Source organism: Streptomyces aurantiacus (genome assembly GCF_027107535.1).
In the GTDB taxonomy this organism is placed as follows: Bacteria; Actinomycetota; Actinomycetes; order Streptomycetales; family Streptomycetaceae; genus Streptomyces.
In genome coordinates this window covers 2630285-2643605 of the sequence record NZ_CP114283.1, presented here as the reverse complement: position 1 = coordinate 2643605, position 13321 = coordinate 2630285, and the positions used below count along the sequence as shown (strand labels likewise).

Sequence of the window (13321 nt, the reverse complement as noted above, 5' to 3'; positions counted from 1 at the left end):
CCCGGGCGGTGGTGCGGGAGAATGGCGTCCATGTCCCGACGCACTCCTCAGTCCCGTAACCGGCGCCGTTCCGTCCCCGCGCGGAACCCCTCCTGCCCCTGCGGTCTCGCGGGGACGTACGAGGAGTGCTGCGGCCGGTTCCATGAGGGCCGGGCGACGGCACCGACCGCCGAGGCTCTGATGCGCTCGCGCTACTGCGCGTTCGTGCGGCGCGACGAGGCGTACCTGCTGCGGACCTGGCATCCGCGCACCCGGCCGGCCCGGGTGGAGTTCGATCCGGCCATGCGGTGGAGCGGTCTGGAGATCCTCGGTACGAGCGAGGGCTCGGCCTTCCACGGCACCGGCACCGTGACCTTCCACGCGTCCTACGCCGGCGGCTCGCTGCAGGAGCACAGCCGCTTCGAGCGCGTCGACGGGGCATGGGTGTACGTCGACGGGGACATCGGCGAGTAGCCCCTCCAGTGGTGCGGGGAACCGCGCGACCGGCCACGACGCACCCGCGGGCGCGCAACTCCCTTGCGGAGCAAGGGCGTCAGGGGCCCCGGCTCAGGACTCCGGGCTGAGGATGTCCAGCTCCTGGAGTGCGCCCAGCACGACCTCCCGGGTCAGCTCCTCCGCCCGGACCGCGTCACCCGCCCGGACGGCCTCCGCGACCTGCACGTGCAAGGTGACCGCGGCCGGGTCGGGGTCCTCGAACATCACCTGGTGGTGGGTGCGGCCCGCCAGAACTTCCGCGACGACGTCGCCGAGCCGGGCGAACATCTCGTTGCCCGACGCCCGCAGCACGATCCGGTGGAAGGCGATGTCGTGGACGAGGTACCCCTCCAGCTTGTGGCCGCGTGAGTTGGCCACCATGCCGAGGGCGCACTCGGTGAGTTCGGCGCACTGCTCGGCCGTGGCGTACTTGGCGGCGAGGCCCGCGGCGACGGGCTCCACGGCGCAGCGCAGCATGGTCAGCGAGCGCAGCTGACGCGGCCGGTCGGCGCCCGCAAGACGCCACCGGATGACCTGGGGGTCGTAGACGTTCCACTCGTGCGCGGGACGCACGGTCACGCCGACCCGGCGCCGGGACTCGACCAGATGCATCGATTCCAGGACACGCACGGCTTCGCGCATCACGGAGCGTGACACCTCGAACCGCTGCGCCAGTTCGTCGGTGCGCAGCACGCTGCCGGCGGGGTATTCGCCCGCGGTGATCGAGGGACCGAGGCTCTCCAGTACATGGCCGTGCAGCCCCCGGCCCGGTGTGCTCATGAGGTTCAGCCTACGAGGCGAAGAGGGGGAACAAAAAGTCAGACTTATATGTCTCAGACTCTTGAATTCATCTGACCTATGGGTTTCAGTGTCGTGACGGATGCGGCACCCGACGTTCATCCGATGTCGAAGAAGACAGCGAGGCAGCAATGACTACCCCCCACGTCGTCGTGGTCATGGGTGTGGCAGGCACGGGCAAGACCACCATCGGACCCCTGCTGGCGGGCCGTCTCGACGTTCCCTACGCCGAGGCCGACGACTTCCATCCCGAGTCCAACATCGCCAAGATGACGGCCGGGACTCCCCTCACCGACGAGGACCGCGCTCCCTGGCTGGACGCCATCGGCGCCTGGGCACACGGGCGAGCCGGACTCGGCGGTGTGGTCAGCTGCTCCGCGCTGAAGCGGGACTACCGCGACCGCATCAGGTCGGCCGCCCCCGACGTCGTCTTCCTCCACCTCACCGGTGACCGTGAGCTCATCGAGGACCGGATGGCGCACCGCAAGGGCCACTTCATGCCCACGGCGCTCCTCGACTCCCAGTTCGCCACCCTCCAGCCGCTCCAGGCGGACGAGACGGGTGTCGCCGTGGACGTCTCCGGCAGCCCCGACGAGATCACCGACCGGGCTGTGGCCGCGCTGCGCGGCCTCCCCCGGTAACCCCCACAGACTCCCCCTCCCACCCAAGGAAAAGCACCGTGACCAGACTCAGCGTCGAGATGCTGGCAGCGGACCCCGTCGAGCCGATCACCTCGGCGGGCCACGCTCAGCTGGGCATCGCCGTTCTGGCGGGCATCGCCGTCATCGTCCTGCTCATCACCAAGTTCAGGCTGCACGCCTTCCTCGCGCTGACCATCGGGTCACTGGCGCTCGGCGCCTTCGCCGGGGCCCCGCTCGACAAGGCGATCGCCAGCTTCTCGGCCGGTCTCGGTTCGACCGTCGCAGGCGTGGGCGTGCTGATCGCCCTCGGCGCGATACTCGGCAAGCTCCTCGCGGACTCCGGCGGCGCCGACCAGATCGTCGACACGATCCTCGCCAGGGCGAGCGGGCGCGCGATGCCCTGGGCGATGGTGCTGATCGCCTCGGTGATCGGGCTGCCGCTGTTCTTCGAGGTCGGCATCGTGCTGCTCATCCCGGTCGTGCTGATGGTCGCCAAGCGGGGCAACTACTCGCTGATGCGCATCGGCATCCCGGCGCTCGCGGGGCTGTCCGTGATGCACGGGCTGATCCCGCCGCACCCCGGTCCGCTGGTCGCGATCGACGCGGTCAAGGCGAACCTCGGTGTCACCCTCGCCCTCGGTATCCTGGTCGCCATCCCGACGGTGATCATCGCGGGCCCGCTCTTCTCCAAGTACGCGGCCCGCTGGGTCGACGTCCCCGCCCCGGAGAAGATGATCCCCCAGCGCGCCTCCGAGGACCTGGAGAAGCGCCCCGGCTTCGGCGTCACCATCGCCACCGTGATGCTGCCGGTCGTCCTGATGCTGGCCAAGGCGCTGGTGGACATCGTCATCGACGACCCGGACAACATGGTCCAGCGGGTCTTCGACGTGATCGGCTCGCCGCTGATCGCCCTGCTCGCCGCCGTGCTCGTCGCCATCTTCACCCTCGGGCGGGCGGCCGGTTTCACCAAGGACAGGATCTCCTCGACCGTCGAGAAGTCCCTCGCGCCGATCGCGGGCATCCTGCTGATCGTCGGTGCGGGCGGCGGCTTCAAGCAGACGCTCATCGACTCCGGTGTGGGCCAGATGATCCTGGACATATCCAAGGACTGGTCGATCCCCGCGCTGCTGCTGGCCTGGCTGATCGCGGTGGCGATCCGGCTCGCGACCGGTTCCGCGACCGTCGCCACCATCTCGGCGGCCGGTCTCGTCGCACCGCTCGCGGCCGACATGTCGACCGCGCACGCTTCGCTGCTCGTCCTCGCGATCGGGGCCGGTTCGCTGTTCTTCAGCCATGTGAACGACGCCGGTTTCTGGCTGGTCAAGGAGTACTTCGGCCTCAGCGTCGGCCAGACCCTCAAGACCTGGTCGGTCATGGAGACCATCATCTCGGTGGTCGCCGGAGGCCTGGTCATGCTGCTGTCGCTGGTGATCTAGCCGGCATCGACAGCTGATCCGGCCGGCCCGAACAGAAAGTCACGTCGATGACCCATCCTCTCTTCGACATCACCGGCCGCACCGCACTGGTCACCGGGTCCAGCCGGGGCATCGGCCTCGCGCTGGCCCGGGGCCTCGCGGAGGCGGGCTGCACGGTGGTGCTCCACGGCCGCGACACCGGCCGGCTCGCCGCGGCCGCCGCGGAGCTGCCCGGCGCGATCCACACGGCCGCCTTCGACGTCACCAACGGGCCGTCGGTCGCGGCCGGGATGGCGGACGTCGAGGAGCGGGTGGGTCCACTGGACATCCTCGTCAACAACGCGGGAATGCAACTGCGGGCGCCGCTCCTGGAGTTCGCCGACGCCGACTGGCACCGCATCCTCGACACCAATCTGACGAGCGCGTTCCTCGTGGGCCGCGAGGCCGCACGGGGTATGACGGCGCGCGGTCACGGCAAGATCGTCAACATCTGCTCGCTGCAGAGCGAGGTGGCACGGCCCGGGATCGCGCCGTACGCCGCCACCAAGGGCGCGTTGAAGATGCTCACCAAGGGCATGTGCGCCGACTGGGGGCCCTCCGGGGTCCAGGTGAACGGGCTCGGCCCCGGCTACATCGAGACCGAACTCACCCAACCCCTCGTCGACGACCCCGAGTTCAGCGCGTGGGTCCGGCGACGGACCCCGGCCGGCCGCTGGGGCCGCACGGAGGACCTGGTGGGCGGCGTGCTGTTCCTCGCCTCCCCGGCGGCGGACTTCGTCAGCGGTCAGGTGCTGTACGTCGACGGCGGTATGACCAGCGTCCTGTGAGTCCGCAGAGCCTGAAAGGGGCTTTCCCGATGCTCGGTTGCGTGATCCACGGCCAGGGGGACCTGCGCGTGGAGGACCTCGCGGCTCCCGTCGCCGGACCCGGCGAGGCACTCGTCGCCGTGCGGTACGGCGGGGTGTGCGGATCCGATCTCCACTACTGGCGCCACGGCGGGGTCGGCGACTTCCGGCTCCGCGAGCCGATGGTCCTCGGTCACGAGGTCGTGGGCACCGTGCTCTCGTACGGTGGCGGCGGCAGTGGCCTTCCCGCACCGGGTACGGCCGTCGCCGTGCACCCGGCCACGCCGTGCGGGGAGTGCCCGGAGTGCGCCGCGGGCCGCCGGAACGTGTGCCGCGACACCCGCTACCTCGGCAGCGCGGCCCGCACCCCGCACGTGCAGGGCGGATTCGCGGCCCAGGTCGTGGTACCGGCCGGGCAGTTGAGGCCGCTGCCCGCCGGACTGCCCCTGCGGCGGGCCGCGTTGGCCGAGCCGCTGTCGGTCGCACTGCACGCGGTACGACGGGCCGGTGACATCGCCGGGAAGCACGTCCTCGTGACCGGCGCCGGTCCCATCGGCTGTCTGGTCGTCGCGGCGGCGAAGGCGGCGGGCGCCGCTCGGGTGACGGTCACGGACCTGCTGCCGCGGGCCCTGGAGTACGCGGTGGCGGCCGGCGCGGACGCGGCCGTACGCGCGGACGTGCCCTCCTCGCCCGACTGGCCCGCCGAGGTGGACGCGGCCGTCGAGGCCTCCGGCGTCGCCGCCGGGCTCGACACCTGCCTGCGCCTGGTGCGGCGCGGCGGGGTCGTCGTCCAGCTCGGCATGCTGCCCCCCGGCCAGAGCCTCTTCGCCGGCAACCTCGTCGTCAGCCGTGAGATCGAACTGCGGGGAGCCTTCCGCTTCGACGGGGAGTTCGACGAGGCGCTCGCGCTCCTCGCCGAGCAGCCGCGTCTCGACCGGCTGATCAGCGCGGTGGTCCCGCTGGGCGAGGCGGAGTCGGCCTTCGCCCTCGCGGCGGACCGCGCCGAGTCCTGCAAGGTCCTGCTGGACTTCGGGGACGACACCTGAGCCCTGGAAGGGGCACGGGGAACCGCGCGCCCAGCCACGCACGACCCGCGGGCTTGCGCACACCTTCGTCAAGACGCCGCAAGCCGGAGGCCGGCGCCAGGCCCTGTCGGCCTAGGGCCGCCACAGCGGGTGTTCCCGCTCCGCCCACTCGCGGCTGACCGACCCCGTCCGCAGGCCCCGCCGGGACTCCGGGCGGGCGAGGGCCATCCCGATGTGTCCCGCGAGGACGATGCCGATGGCCAGCGCGAGCCAGTCGTGGACGAAGGTCGCACTCGTGCGCCAGACCAGCGGGGCGAGGTGGGTGAACCACATGAGCAGCCCCGTGCCGAGCATGACCAGGACGGCACCGGCGATCCACGCCGCGTACGTCTTCTGCCCGGCGTTGAACTTCCCGGCGGGCCGCGCCCCGGGCCGTGCGTCACGGCGCAGCGCGGAACGCAGCCAGACGCGGTCGTGCGGCCCGAAGCGGTTGAGCAGCCGCAGGTCCGCCCGGAAGGCGCGCGAGACGAGCCCGGCGAGGACGGGCACCGGAATCAGCAGCCCCGACCACTCGTGCACGGTGACGACCAGTTCGCGGCGGCCGACGAGTTCGGCGAGCTGGGGCAGGTAGAGGCAGGCCGCGGTCAGTACGCAGAGCCCCATCAGGAGGGCCGTCGCCCGGTGCACCCACCGTTCGGCGGGCGAGAAGCGGCGCACGCGGACCGAGGCCGCGAAGCGCTCCCCGGTGTCCGGGGCCCGCGAGGCGTCGGTCTCAGGTCGCGTCATCGTCCCGTCCGTTCGATCGGCCCACCCACGCGTCCACGTCGTAGCCCCGCTCCTCCCAGTAGCCGGGACGGACGTCCGACGTCACGGTGATGCCGGACAGCCATTTCGCGGACTTGTAGAAGTACATGGGGGCGACGTAGAGGCGGACCGGGCCGCCGTGGGAGTGGTTCAGGTCCTTGTCCTGCATGCGCAGGGCGACGAGGACGTCGGCGCGGCGGGCCTGGGACAGGGTCAGGCTCTCCGAGTACGCGCCGTCGAAGCAGGTGAAGCGCACCGCACCGGCCGAGGAACGCACTCCCGCGGCGTCCAGCAACCGGGACAGCCGTACGCCCTCGAAGGGCGTGCCCGGCACCCGCCAGCCGGTGACGCACTGGACGTCGCGGACCATCCGTGTCTGCGGCAGGGCCCGCAGGTCGGCCAGGGTGTAGGTGCCGGGGCGGTCGACCAGGCCGTCGATCTTCAGACGGTACGAGTCCTCGTCCTTGCGCGGGACGGAGGAGGTGACCGAGTAGTAGCGGAAGCCGCCGCCGTTGGGGAGGAGGCCGGTCAGCCCCGTGGGGTCCTTGTCCGCGGCGTTGCCGAGGAAGGACTCCAGGCCTCGCTGGAGGGTGGGCGCGGTCACCACGCCCAGGGCACCGAGCCCGAGCATCCCGAGCATGAGCCGGCGCCCCACCGGGGCTCCGCCCTCCTCGGGCTCGCCCGCGGGCGCTGACGACAGTTCCGGGTTCACCCACCGATTCGAGCACCCCCGGCCCCGGGAAGCCAGGGGCCGGGGGTGCTCGTCAGTGTTCCGTAATCTTTCTTACGGGTTTCTCAGGAGCGGGACGGCCGGGGCCGGGTGCTCAGGCGCCGGGCCCGGCCGCCTTGTCCAGCTGGAACGCCTCGTTGCCGAGGCCGATCCCGGCGTAGGCCTCGGGCTTGCGGGCGCGCAGGAACAGGCCCTGGAGCACGCCCGCGGCGGCGGCCAGCACGATGATGCCGGGCAGTACCCAGCTCAGCGAGGAGCCGGGTCCGGCGCCCACGAGGACGTCGAAGTCCTTGACGGTGTAGACGGCGATGACGAGGAGCGAGATCCCCGCGATCACCGAGCAGGCCAGGCGCCAGGCCTGGGCGCCCGCGGCGCCCCTGCGGGCGAAGAAGACGATGACGGAGAGCGAGGCCGCGGCCATCAGCACGATGACGCCGAGCGCGCCGACGTTACCCATCCAGGTGAAGAGCTGCAGGACGGGCGCGGTCGGGTCGCCGACCGGCTTGTCGTCGGCGACGGCGAAGGCGGCCACGACCACCACGGCGACGACGGACTGGAGCAGCGAACCCGTGCCGGGTGCGCCGCTCGCGCCGGTGGTCCGGCCGAAGACGGAGGGCAGCAGGCCTTCCCGGCCCATGGCGAAGGCGTACCGGGCGACGACGTTGTGGAAGCTGAGCATCGCGGCGAACATGCCGGTCACGAACAGGATGTGGAGCACGTCGGTGAACGTCCCGCCGAGCCGTGACTCGGTGAGGTAGAAGAGCAGCCCGGCGCTCTGCTTCTGGGCGGCGCCCACGATCCCGGAGGGGCCCGCGGCGACGGTCAGCGCCCAGGAGCTGAGCGCGAAGAACACGGCGACGAAGCCGATGGCGAGGAACATCACGCGCGGGACCAGGATGTGCGGCCGGCTGGTCTCCTCCGCGTACACCGGGGCCTGTTCGAAGCCGAGGAACGCGGCGATGCAGAAGCACAGGGCGGTGCCGAGGCCCGCTCCCGTGAGGGTGTCCGGGTTGAAGGCGTGCAGCGACAGGCCTTCCTTGGCGGGGTCGGCGACGGCCGCGATGTCGAAGATGACGACGAGCGCGACCTCGATGAGCAGCAGCACCCCGAGCACGCGCGCGTTGACGTCGATCTTCAGCCAGCCGAGTGCGCCGACGAGGAGCGCGGCCGCCAAAGCCGGTATCCACCAGGCGACTTCGACGTCGAGGTAGGTGGCGAACAGGCCGGACACCTCGAAGCCGAAGATGCCGTAGATGCCGATCTGGAGCGCGTTGTACGCGACGAGCGCGACGGCCGCGGCCCCCGAGCCCGCCATGCCGCCGAGTCCCCGGGAGATGTACGCGTAGAAGGCGCCCGCGTTGTGGACGTGGCGGCTCATCTCGGCGTACCCGACGCTGAAGAGGACGAGCACGACGCCGAGCAGGACGAAGAGCAGTGGCTGGCCGACGATGCCCATCACCGCGAATGTAGTGGGCATGACACCCGCGACCACCATGAGGGGGGCGGTCGCCGCGAGCACGGAGAGCAGCAGGCCCCCCGTGCCGAGCCGGTCGGAGCGCAGCGCGCGGTCCTGGCCCTTGAAGGTACTGATGCCGCTGTCCGCGGCGGTCGGTCTGCTCTTGCTCGACGCACTTGAGGTATGCGAACTGCCCGTCGTCATGGCGGGGTTGTCCTTTCGGGGGGGCTTCGGGGGCTTCGGGGGCTTCGGGGGCTTCGGTGGCTGCGATGTACTGGGGCGTTTGTTCAGACCGTGCCGAGCACGCTGTCGCGTGCGGCACGGAAGGCCTTGTGCGGGTCTCGGTCGGGGTACGACCACGGCACCGGGGTCGCGTGCGATCCGATGCGGTGGAACAGGGCGGCCGCCTCGGCGCCCCGGCCCTCGCAGAACTTGGCGTGGGCGAGGAAGTTGAGGTCGAGCTGGCTGCGCGGATGGTCGTCGCGCTCCCACTCCAGCCACCAGTCGAAGGCCGTCTTCATCACCTGCCGAGCCCGCCGGCCGACCCAGTGCCCGGACGCCACGGGGTCGGCGGGTTCACTGCCAGCGGCGGCCAGCACCCGGTAGCGCTCGGCGTGCGCGACGACGGGCAGGATCGCCAGCGGCGAGTCGGCGGGGGCCTGTTCGGCGGACCAGGTCGCGAAGTCGTAGACCTCGTGCAGCGGGTCCTGCCCGGCGTCGGGGCGCCGCTCGGCCAGCCGGGCCACCATCAGGTGGTGGGCGTGGTGGTGGTCGGGGAACCGGTGCCGGACCTCGTCGAAGAGCTGGACCACGTCCTGCTCGGCGCCGAGGACACGCTCCAGCATCAGCAGTCCGAGCCAGGGCGTGGGGTCGGCGGGCAGAGCCGCCGCCGCGCTGCGGCATGCCTCACGCGCCCTGGTGGGCTTGTCCTTGCCGTTCAGGGCGCGTTGGACGGTGGCGACGGCGAGCAGCACCGCGGCGTCCCCCGACTCGGGTTCGGCGAGCTGCCAGTCGCGGGCCCAGGCCAGCGTGCCGCTCTCCCGCGCGAGCGTCGTGACGCGGTGCCCGCGACGGTCCCAGTCGTCGCCGGTCTCGACCAGCAGGGCACGTACGGCGGTCCACCGGCCCTGGGCCAACGCGGCACGGGCGGCAACGAGTTCGGCGTCGTCCAGTGCGGCGTCGAAGGCCTGGGCCGCGCGCTTGCGGGCGCGGCCGAGGGGTGGAGGGGGTGGAGACACCGCGGGAACTTCCTCACACGACGCGCTAATTCAGTGTCTGTTTTGTGCAACCGGTTGACATTCACCGATGACTGGTTTTGTCAGCGGTCGATCACGGACAGCCAACCCTCCACCAAGGGTTCACGTCAAGGCCTGCTTGGTTGCAGACACGCCTCAAACTACCGCCGGGTACCGTGAGTTGGTCCCGCCGTTCGACCGGTCGTCACCGCCCGCCGGGGCCCCGTCAGTTCACGGCCTTCGCCGCGGCCCGCCCGGCCGTACGCCCGGAGAAAAGGCAACCGCCGAGGAACGTGCCCTCCAGGGACCGGTAGCCGTGCACTCCGCCGCCACCGAACCCGGCCGCCTCCCCCGCCGCGTAGACCCCGGACAGCGGGTCGCCGCCCTCGGTCAGCACGCGGGACGAGAGGTCGGTCTCCAGGCCGCCGAGTGTCTTGCGGGTGAGGATGTTGAGGCGCACGGCGATGAGCGGCCCGGCCTTGGGGTCGAGGATGCGGTGCGGGGTGGCCGTGCGGATCAGCTTGTCGCCGAGGTAGGCGCGGGCGCCGCGGACCGCCGTCACCTGGAGGTCCTTGGTGAACGGGTTGGCGATCTCCCGGTCGCGCGAAGTGATCTCGCGCCGCAGCGCGGCCTCGTCGATGAGCGGCTCCTTGGTGAGCGCGTTCATGCCTCGGACGAGTGCGCCCAGGTCCTTCTCGACGACGAAGTCCGCGCCCTTGTCCATGAACGCCTGCACCGGCCCCGGCACATCGGCCCGGGCCCGCTGGAAGACGCCCTTGACGGACTTGCCGGTGAGGTCGGGGTTCTGCTCGGATCCGGAGAGCGCGAACTCCTTGCCGATGATCTTCTGGTCGAGCACGAACCACGTGTAGTCGTACCCGGTCCGCATGATGTGCTCGAGCGTGCCGAGCGTGTCGAAGCCCGGGAACAGCGGTACGGGCAGCCGGTTGCCGCGGGCGTCCAGCCACAGGGACGACGGGCCGGGCAGGATGCGGATGCCGTGGTTCTCCCAGATGGGGTTCCAGTTCTGGATGCCCTCGGTGTAGTGCCACATGCGGTCGCGGTTGATCAGACGGGCGCCGGAGCCCTCCGCGATGGCGAGCATCTCGCCGTCCACGTGCGCGGGCACGCCGGAGATCATCCGCTCGGGCGGATTCCCCAGCCGCTCCGGCCAGTTGGCGCGGACGAGCTCGTGGTTGCCGCCGATGCCGCCCGAGGTGACGATCACCGCCTGCGCCCGGAACTCGAAGGCGCCGGCGACGGTGCGGCTGCTGGCCCTGCCCCGCTCGACGCCCGACGGCTCCAGGACCTCCCCGCTCACGGTGTCGACGGTGCCCGCGCTGCGGGACAGGCCCGTGACCCGGTGGCGGAACTTGAGCTGTACGAGGCCCCGCGCGACGCCCTCGCGGACCCGGCGCTCGAAGGGGGCGACGAGACCGGGGCCCGTGCCCCAGGTGATGTGGAAGCGCGGCACGGAGTTGCCGTGGCCGTTGGCGTCGTAGCCGCCACGCTCGGCCCAGCCGACCACCGGGAACCAGCGGACGCCCTGCTTGTGCAGCCAGCTCCGCTTCTCGCCGGCCGCGAAGTCGACGTAGGCCTCGGCCCACCTGCGGGGCCAGTGGTCCTCCGCGCGGTCGAACCCGGCGGTGCCCATCCAGTCCTGGAGGGCCAGCGCGTGGCTGTCCTTGATGCGCATCCGGCGCTGCTCGGGGGAGTTCACGAAGAACAGGCCGCCGAACGACCAGTGCGCCTGGCCGCCGATCGACTGCTCCGGCTCCTGGTCGAGGAGGATCACCTTGCGCCCCGCATCGACGAGCTCCGCAGTCGCCGCGAGCCCCGCGAGGCCCGCTCCGATCACGATCACGTCTGCGTCGTACGCCATGAGCAGGTCCTCCTAGGCCTTGTTACCGGTCGGTCAGATCCTTGGGCACCGGAGTGACCCCGTCAACTGCCGGGTTCCAGGGCGCCGGCCCGGGAGGCCTCAGGGCTCGCCGGGATCGTGGTGTGCGTCGTGCTGCTCGGACCGCACCCCCGCGATGCCGAGCGGCACCGTCTCCGGGCAGCGGCTGCGGGGGCTGCAGCCGCGCTGACGTGCGGCGTGCCGCGCCGCGCCTGCTGCTTTGATGGCCGGATGAGTTCCGCTGACGAGATTCTCGACGTCGTCGACGAGCACGACGTGGTGGTGGGCCGGGCCCGGCGCGGGGACGTGTACGCGCGCGGGCTGCGGCATCGATGCGCGTTCATCCAGGTCAAGGACGCGGCCGGGCGGCTCTTCGTGCACCGGCGCACGCCGGACAAGCTGGTCTTCCCCTCCCTGTACGACATGTTCGTGGGCGGGGTCGTCGGCGCGGGCGAGAGCTACGACGACGCGGCCCTGCGGGAGGCCGAGGAGGAACTCGGTGTCCGGGGACTCGCCCGTCCGGAGTTCCTGTTCAAGTTCCTGTACGAGGACGGCGCCGGGAGGAGCTGGTGGTCGGCCGTGTACGAGGTGCGGTGCCCGGTGCCGGTGAGTCCCCAGGTGGAGGAGGTCGCCTGGCACGCGTTCCTGCCGGAGGCCGAGGTGCGGGAGCGGCTGACGGAGTGGGAATGGGTGCCGGACGGGCTGGCCGCGTACGAGCGGCTGCGGGCTCTGCGGGAGACGGGCTGAGCGGCGTCCGCGCCTGAGCGGGGGATGGTCGCGTGGTTCCCCGCGCCCCCGAGGGGTCCGCGGCCCCCGGTAGGGTCGCCGATGTGATCCATTTCGTGCAGACCGTCCGGCTGTGGTTCGCGCCCGAGCGGATCAAGGAGGAGGGCGGCACCCCCGACTACCGGTTCTCGCTGGCGAACGAGCGGACGTTCCTGGCGTGGCTGCGGACCTCGCTGGCCCTGATCGGCGGCGGCTTCGCCGTGGACCAGTTCCTGCCCGATCTGCGGTGGGCGTGGCGGGCCGGGCTGGCGCTCGGGCTGCTGGCCGCCGGGGTGCTGTGCGCGCTGCGCTCGGTGAACCACTGGGTCCGCTGCGAGCGCGCGATGCGCCGGGGCGAGGACCTGCCGGTGTCCCGTTTCCCGGCGCTGCTGAGCATCGGAGTGGCCCTGGTGGCCGTCGCGATGATCGTGGTCGTGCTGGTCGGGTGGGAGGGGTGACGGCCGGCCCCCTGGAGTCCGGGGGCCGGGACCCCGGACTCCAGCCGGAGCGGACGCGCCTGGCCTGGCGGCGTACCACCCTCGCGGCGACCGTGGTCGCCGTCCTCGCCGGGAAGTCCGCCCTGCACGAGGGGCCGAGCGCGACGGCGATCGTGGTGTGCGCGCTGTGCTGCGGGCTGTGGCTGGGGTTCCTCGCCGTGGCGCACCGGCGGATCCGCACCCTGTCCGAGGGCGTACCGCCGGCGGCGTTCACGCCGAGGCACGCGAGCACCGCGGCCCTGTGCACGATCGCCCTGGCCCTCTGCGCCGTGGCCCTCGTCCTGTGATGTCCCGGACCGCCTGTGTCCCTCCGGGGAAACCACGACACCGCACGATCCGGTTTGGGCGGATATGTTGCTGTACATGTGGCTAGCCTGCCCGGCGTCACACTCCGCACCTCCGAAGGTGAGCACCATGACCACCCTCCACCAGGAACACACCTCGCACGAGCACGCCCACGGCCCCGGCTGCGGGCACACCGAGGTACCGCACGGCGACCACGTCGACTACGCGCACGACGGGCATCTGCACCGCGAGCACTCGGAGCACTGGGACGAGTGCGAACCGGGCGGCCACGTCGCCCACGACGGGCACGGCCACGAGCACGGCGACGCCTGCGGGCACCCGGCCGTGACGCACGGCGACCACGTGGACTACGTTCATGACGGTCATCGCCACGCCCGGCACGACGGGCACTGGGACGACCACTGAGCGCCCCGCTGGAGGTCCGGTGCAT

15 protein-coding genes are annotated in these 13321 nt (G+C 71.7%); 9 read left to right on the top strand and 6 right to left on the bottom strand.

Annotated elements, in window-relative coordinates; all coding sequences use genetic code 11:
• Window positions 1-30: 30 nt before the first annotated feature.
• A complete protein-coding gene (locus O1Q96_RS13425) occupies window positions 31-453 on the top strand; it encodes a YchJ family protein (RefSeq protein WP_269248396.1) in 423 nt (140 codons plus the stop codon).
• A 93-nt stretch (window positions 454-546) separates the two neighbouring features.
• On the opposite strand, the gene O1Q96_RS13420 is transcribed toward O1Q96_RS13425, so the two are convergent.
• A complete protein-coding gene (locus O1Q96_RS13420; protein WP_269248395.1) occupies window positions 547-1254 on the bottom strand; it encodes a FadR/GntR family transcriptional regulator in 708 nt (235 codons plus the stop codon).
• 149 nt (window positions 1255-1403) lie between these two features.
• Here O1Q96_RS13420 and O1Q96_RS13415 point away from each other — a divergent pair, with 149 nt between their 5' ends.
• From O1Q96_RS13415 to O1Q96_RS13400, 4 genes are read left to right on the top strand one after another with little or no spacing between them, the layout of a single operon-like run.
• Window positions 1404-1913 carry a gluconokinase gene (locus O1Q96_RS13415; RefSeq protein ID WP_269248394.1) on the top strand — a complete coding sequence of 170 codons (510 nt, stop codon included), beginning with the start codon at window positions 1404-1406 and terminating at the stop codon, window positions 1911-1913.
• 38 nt (window positions 1914-1951) lie between these two features.
• Window positions 1952-3349, top strand: coding sequence for a GntT/GntP/DsdX family permease (locus O1Q96_RS13410; RefSeq protein WP_269248393.1), 1398 nt, complete (start codon window positions 1952-1954; stop codon window positions 3347-3349).
• Window positions 3350-3396: 47 nt separating this feature from the next.
• Window positions 3397-4155 carry an SDR family oxidoreductase gene (locus tag O1Q96_RS13405; protein ID WP_269248392.1) on the top strand — a complete coding sequence of 253 codons (759 nt, stop codon included), beginning with the start codon at window positions 3397-3399 and terminating at the stop codon, window positions 4153-4155.
• A gap of 29 nt (window positions 4156-4184) precedes the next feature.
• Complete coding sequence (locus tag O1Q96_RS13400) at window positions 4185-5219, top strand: L-idonate 5-dehydrogenase (protein ID WP_269248391.1); 1035 nt, start codon at window positions 4185-4187, stop codon at window positions 5217-5219.
• A gap of 111 nt (window positions 5220-5330) precedes the next feature.
• Here the strand turns inward: O1Q96_RS13400 and O1Q96_RS13395 are convergent, their stop codons facing one another.
• The 5 genes from O1Q96_RS13395 to O1Q96_RS13375 all read right to left on the bottom strand — a co-directional run bounded on the left by O1Q96_RS13395 (window position 5331) and on the right by O1Q96_RS13375 (window position 11305).
• The gene (locus O1Q96_RS13395; protein WP_269248390.1) at window positions 5331-5984 is read right to left on the bottom strand and encodes a cytochrome b/b6 domain-containing protein; all 654 of its coding nucleotides are present in this window, start codon (window positions 5982-5984) and stop codon (window positions 5331-5333) included.
• On the bottom strand, window positions 5971-6642 hold the full coding sequence (locus O1Q96_RS13390; protein WP_269253587.1) for a molybdopterin-dependent oxidoreductase: 672 nt from the start codon (window positions 6640-6642) through the stop codon (window positions 5971-5973). Before O1Q96_RS13390 ends, O1Q96_RS13395 begins: the two co-directional genes overlap by 14 nt.
• Before the next feature lie 184 nt (window positions 6643-6826).
• A complete protein-coding gene (locus tag O1Q96_RS13385; RefSeq protein ID WP_269248389.1) occupies window positions 6827-8392 on the bottom strand; it encodes an APC family permease in 1566 nt (521 codons plus the stop codon).
• Between the two features lie 83 nt (window positions 8393-8475).
• Entirely contained in the window at window positions 8476-9426 is a 951-nt protein-coding gene (locus O1Q96_RS13380; protein ID WP_269248388.1) for a hypothetical protein, read from the bottom strand.
• A gap of 223 nt (window positions 9427-9649) precedes the next feature.
• Window positions 9650-11305: an FAD-binding dehydrogenase gene (locus O1Q96_RS13375; RefSeq protein WP_269248387.1), complete on the bottom strand. Its 1656-nt coding sequence runs from the start codon at window positions 11303-11305 to the stop codon at window positions 9650-9652.
• A gap of 249 nt (window positions 11306-11554) precedes the next feature.
• Between O1Q96_RS13375 and O1Q96_RS13370 the strand changes: the two genes are divergently transcribed.
• The 4 genes from O1Q96_RS13370 (at window position 11555) to O1Q96_RS13355 (ending at window position 13296) form a co-directional block, all read left to right on the top strand.
• Entirely contained in the window at window positions 11555-12070 is a 516-nt protein-coding gene (locus tag O1Q96_RS13370; RefSeq protein WP_269248386.1) for an NUDIX hydrolase, read from the top strand.
• An 83-nt stretch (window positions 12071-12153) separates the two neighbouring features.
• On the top strand, window positions 12154-12546 hold the full coding sequence (locus O1Q96_RS13365; RefSeq protein ID WP_269248385.1) for a YidH family protein: 393 nt from the start codon (window positions 12154-12156) through the stop codon (window positions 12544-12546).
• Window positions 12543-12872, top strand: coding sequence for a DUF202 domain-containing protein (locus O1Q96_RS13360; protein WP_269248384.1), 330 nt, complete (start codon window positions 12543-12545; stop codon window positions 12870-12872). The genes O1Q96_RS13365 and O1Q96_RS13360 overlap by 4 nt, the downstream gene beginning before the upstream one ends.
• Window positions 12873-12999: 127 nt before the next feature.
• Complete coding sequence (locus tag O1Q96_RS13355; protein ID WP_269248383.1) at window positions 13000-13296, top strand: hypothetical protein; 297 nt, start codon at window positions 13000-13002, stop codon at window positions 13294-13296.
• The last annotated feature ends 25 nt before the right edge of the window (window positions 13297-13321 follow it).

Coding starts and splice junctions, on each gene's coding strand:
- O1Q96_RS13420 (WP_269248395.1), bottom strand. CDS start 1,254: ATGAGCACACCGGGCCGGGGGCTGCACGGCCATGTACTGGAGAGCCTC.
- O1Q96_RS13425 (WP_269248396.1), top strand. CDS start 31: ATGTCCCGACGCACTCCTCAGTCCCGTAACCGGCGCCGTTCCGTCCCC.
- O1Q96_RS13355 (WP_269248383.1), top strand. CDS start 13,000: ATGACCACCCTCCACCAGGAACACACCTCGCACGAGCACGCCCACGGC.
- O1Q96_RS13415 (WP_269248394.1), top strand. CDS start 1,404: ATGACTACCCCCCACGTCGTCGTGGTCATGGGTGTGGCAGGCACGGGC.
- O1Q96_RS13395 (WP_269248390.1), bottom strand. CDS start 5,984: ATGACGCGACCTGAGACCGACGCCTCGCGGGCCCCGGACACCGGGGAG.
- O1Q96_RS13400 (WP_269248391.1), top strand. CDS start 4,185: ATGCTCGGTTGCGTGATCCACGGCCAGGGGGACCTGCGCGTGGAGGAC.
- O1Q96_RS13390 (WP_269253587.1), bottom strand. CDS start 6,642: ATGCTCGGGATGCTCGGGCTCGGTGCCCTGGGCGTGGTGACCGCGCCC.
- O1Q96_RS13370 (WP_269248386.1), top strand. CDS start 11,555: ATGAGTTCCGCTGACGAGATTCTCGACGTCGTCGACGAGCACGACGTG.
- O1Q96_RS13375 (WP_269248387.1), bottom strand. CDS start 11,305: ATGGCGTACGACGCAGACGTGATCGTGATCGGAGCGGGCCTCGCGGGG.
- O1Q96_RS13385 (WP_269248389.1), bottom strand. CDS start 8,392: ATGACGACGGGCAGTTCGCATACCTCAAGTGCGTCGAGCAAGAGCAGA.
- O1Q96_RS13405 (WP_269248392.1), top strand. CDS start 3,397: ATGACCCATCCTCTCTTCGACATCACCGGCCGCACCGCACTGGTCACC.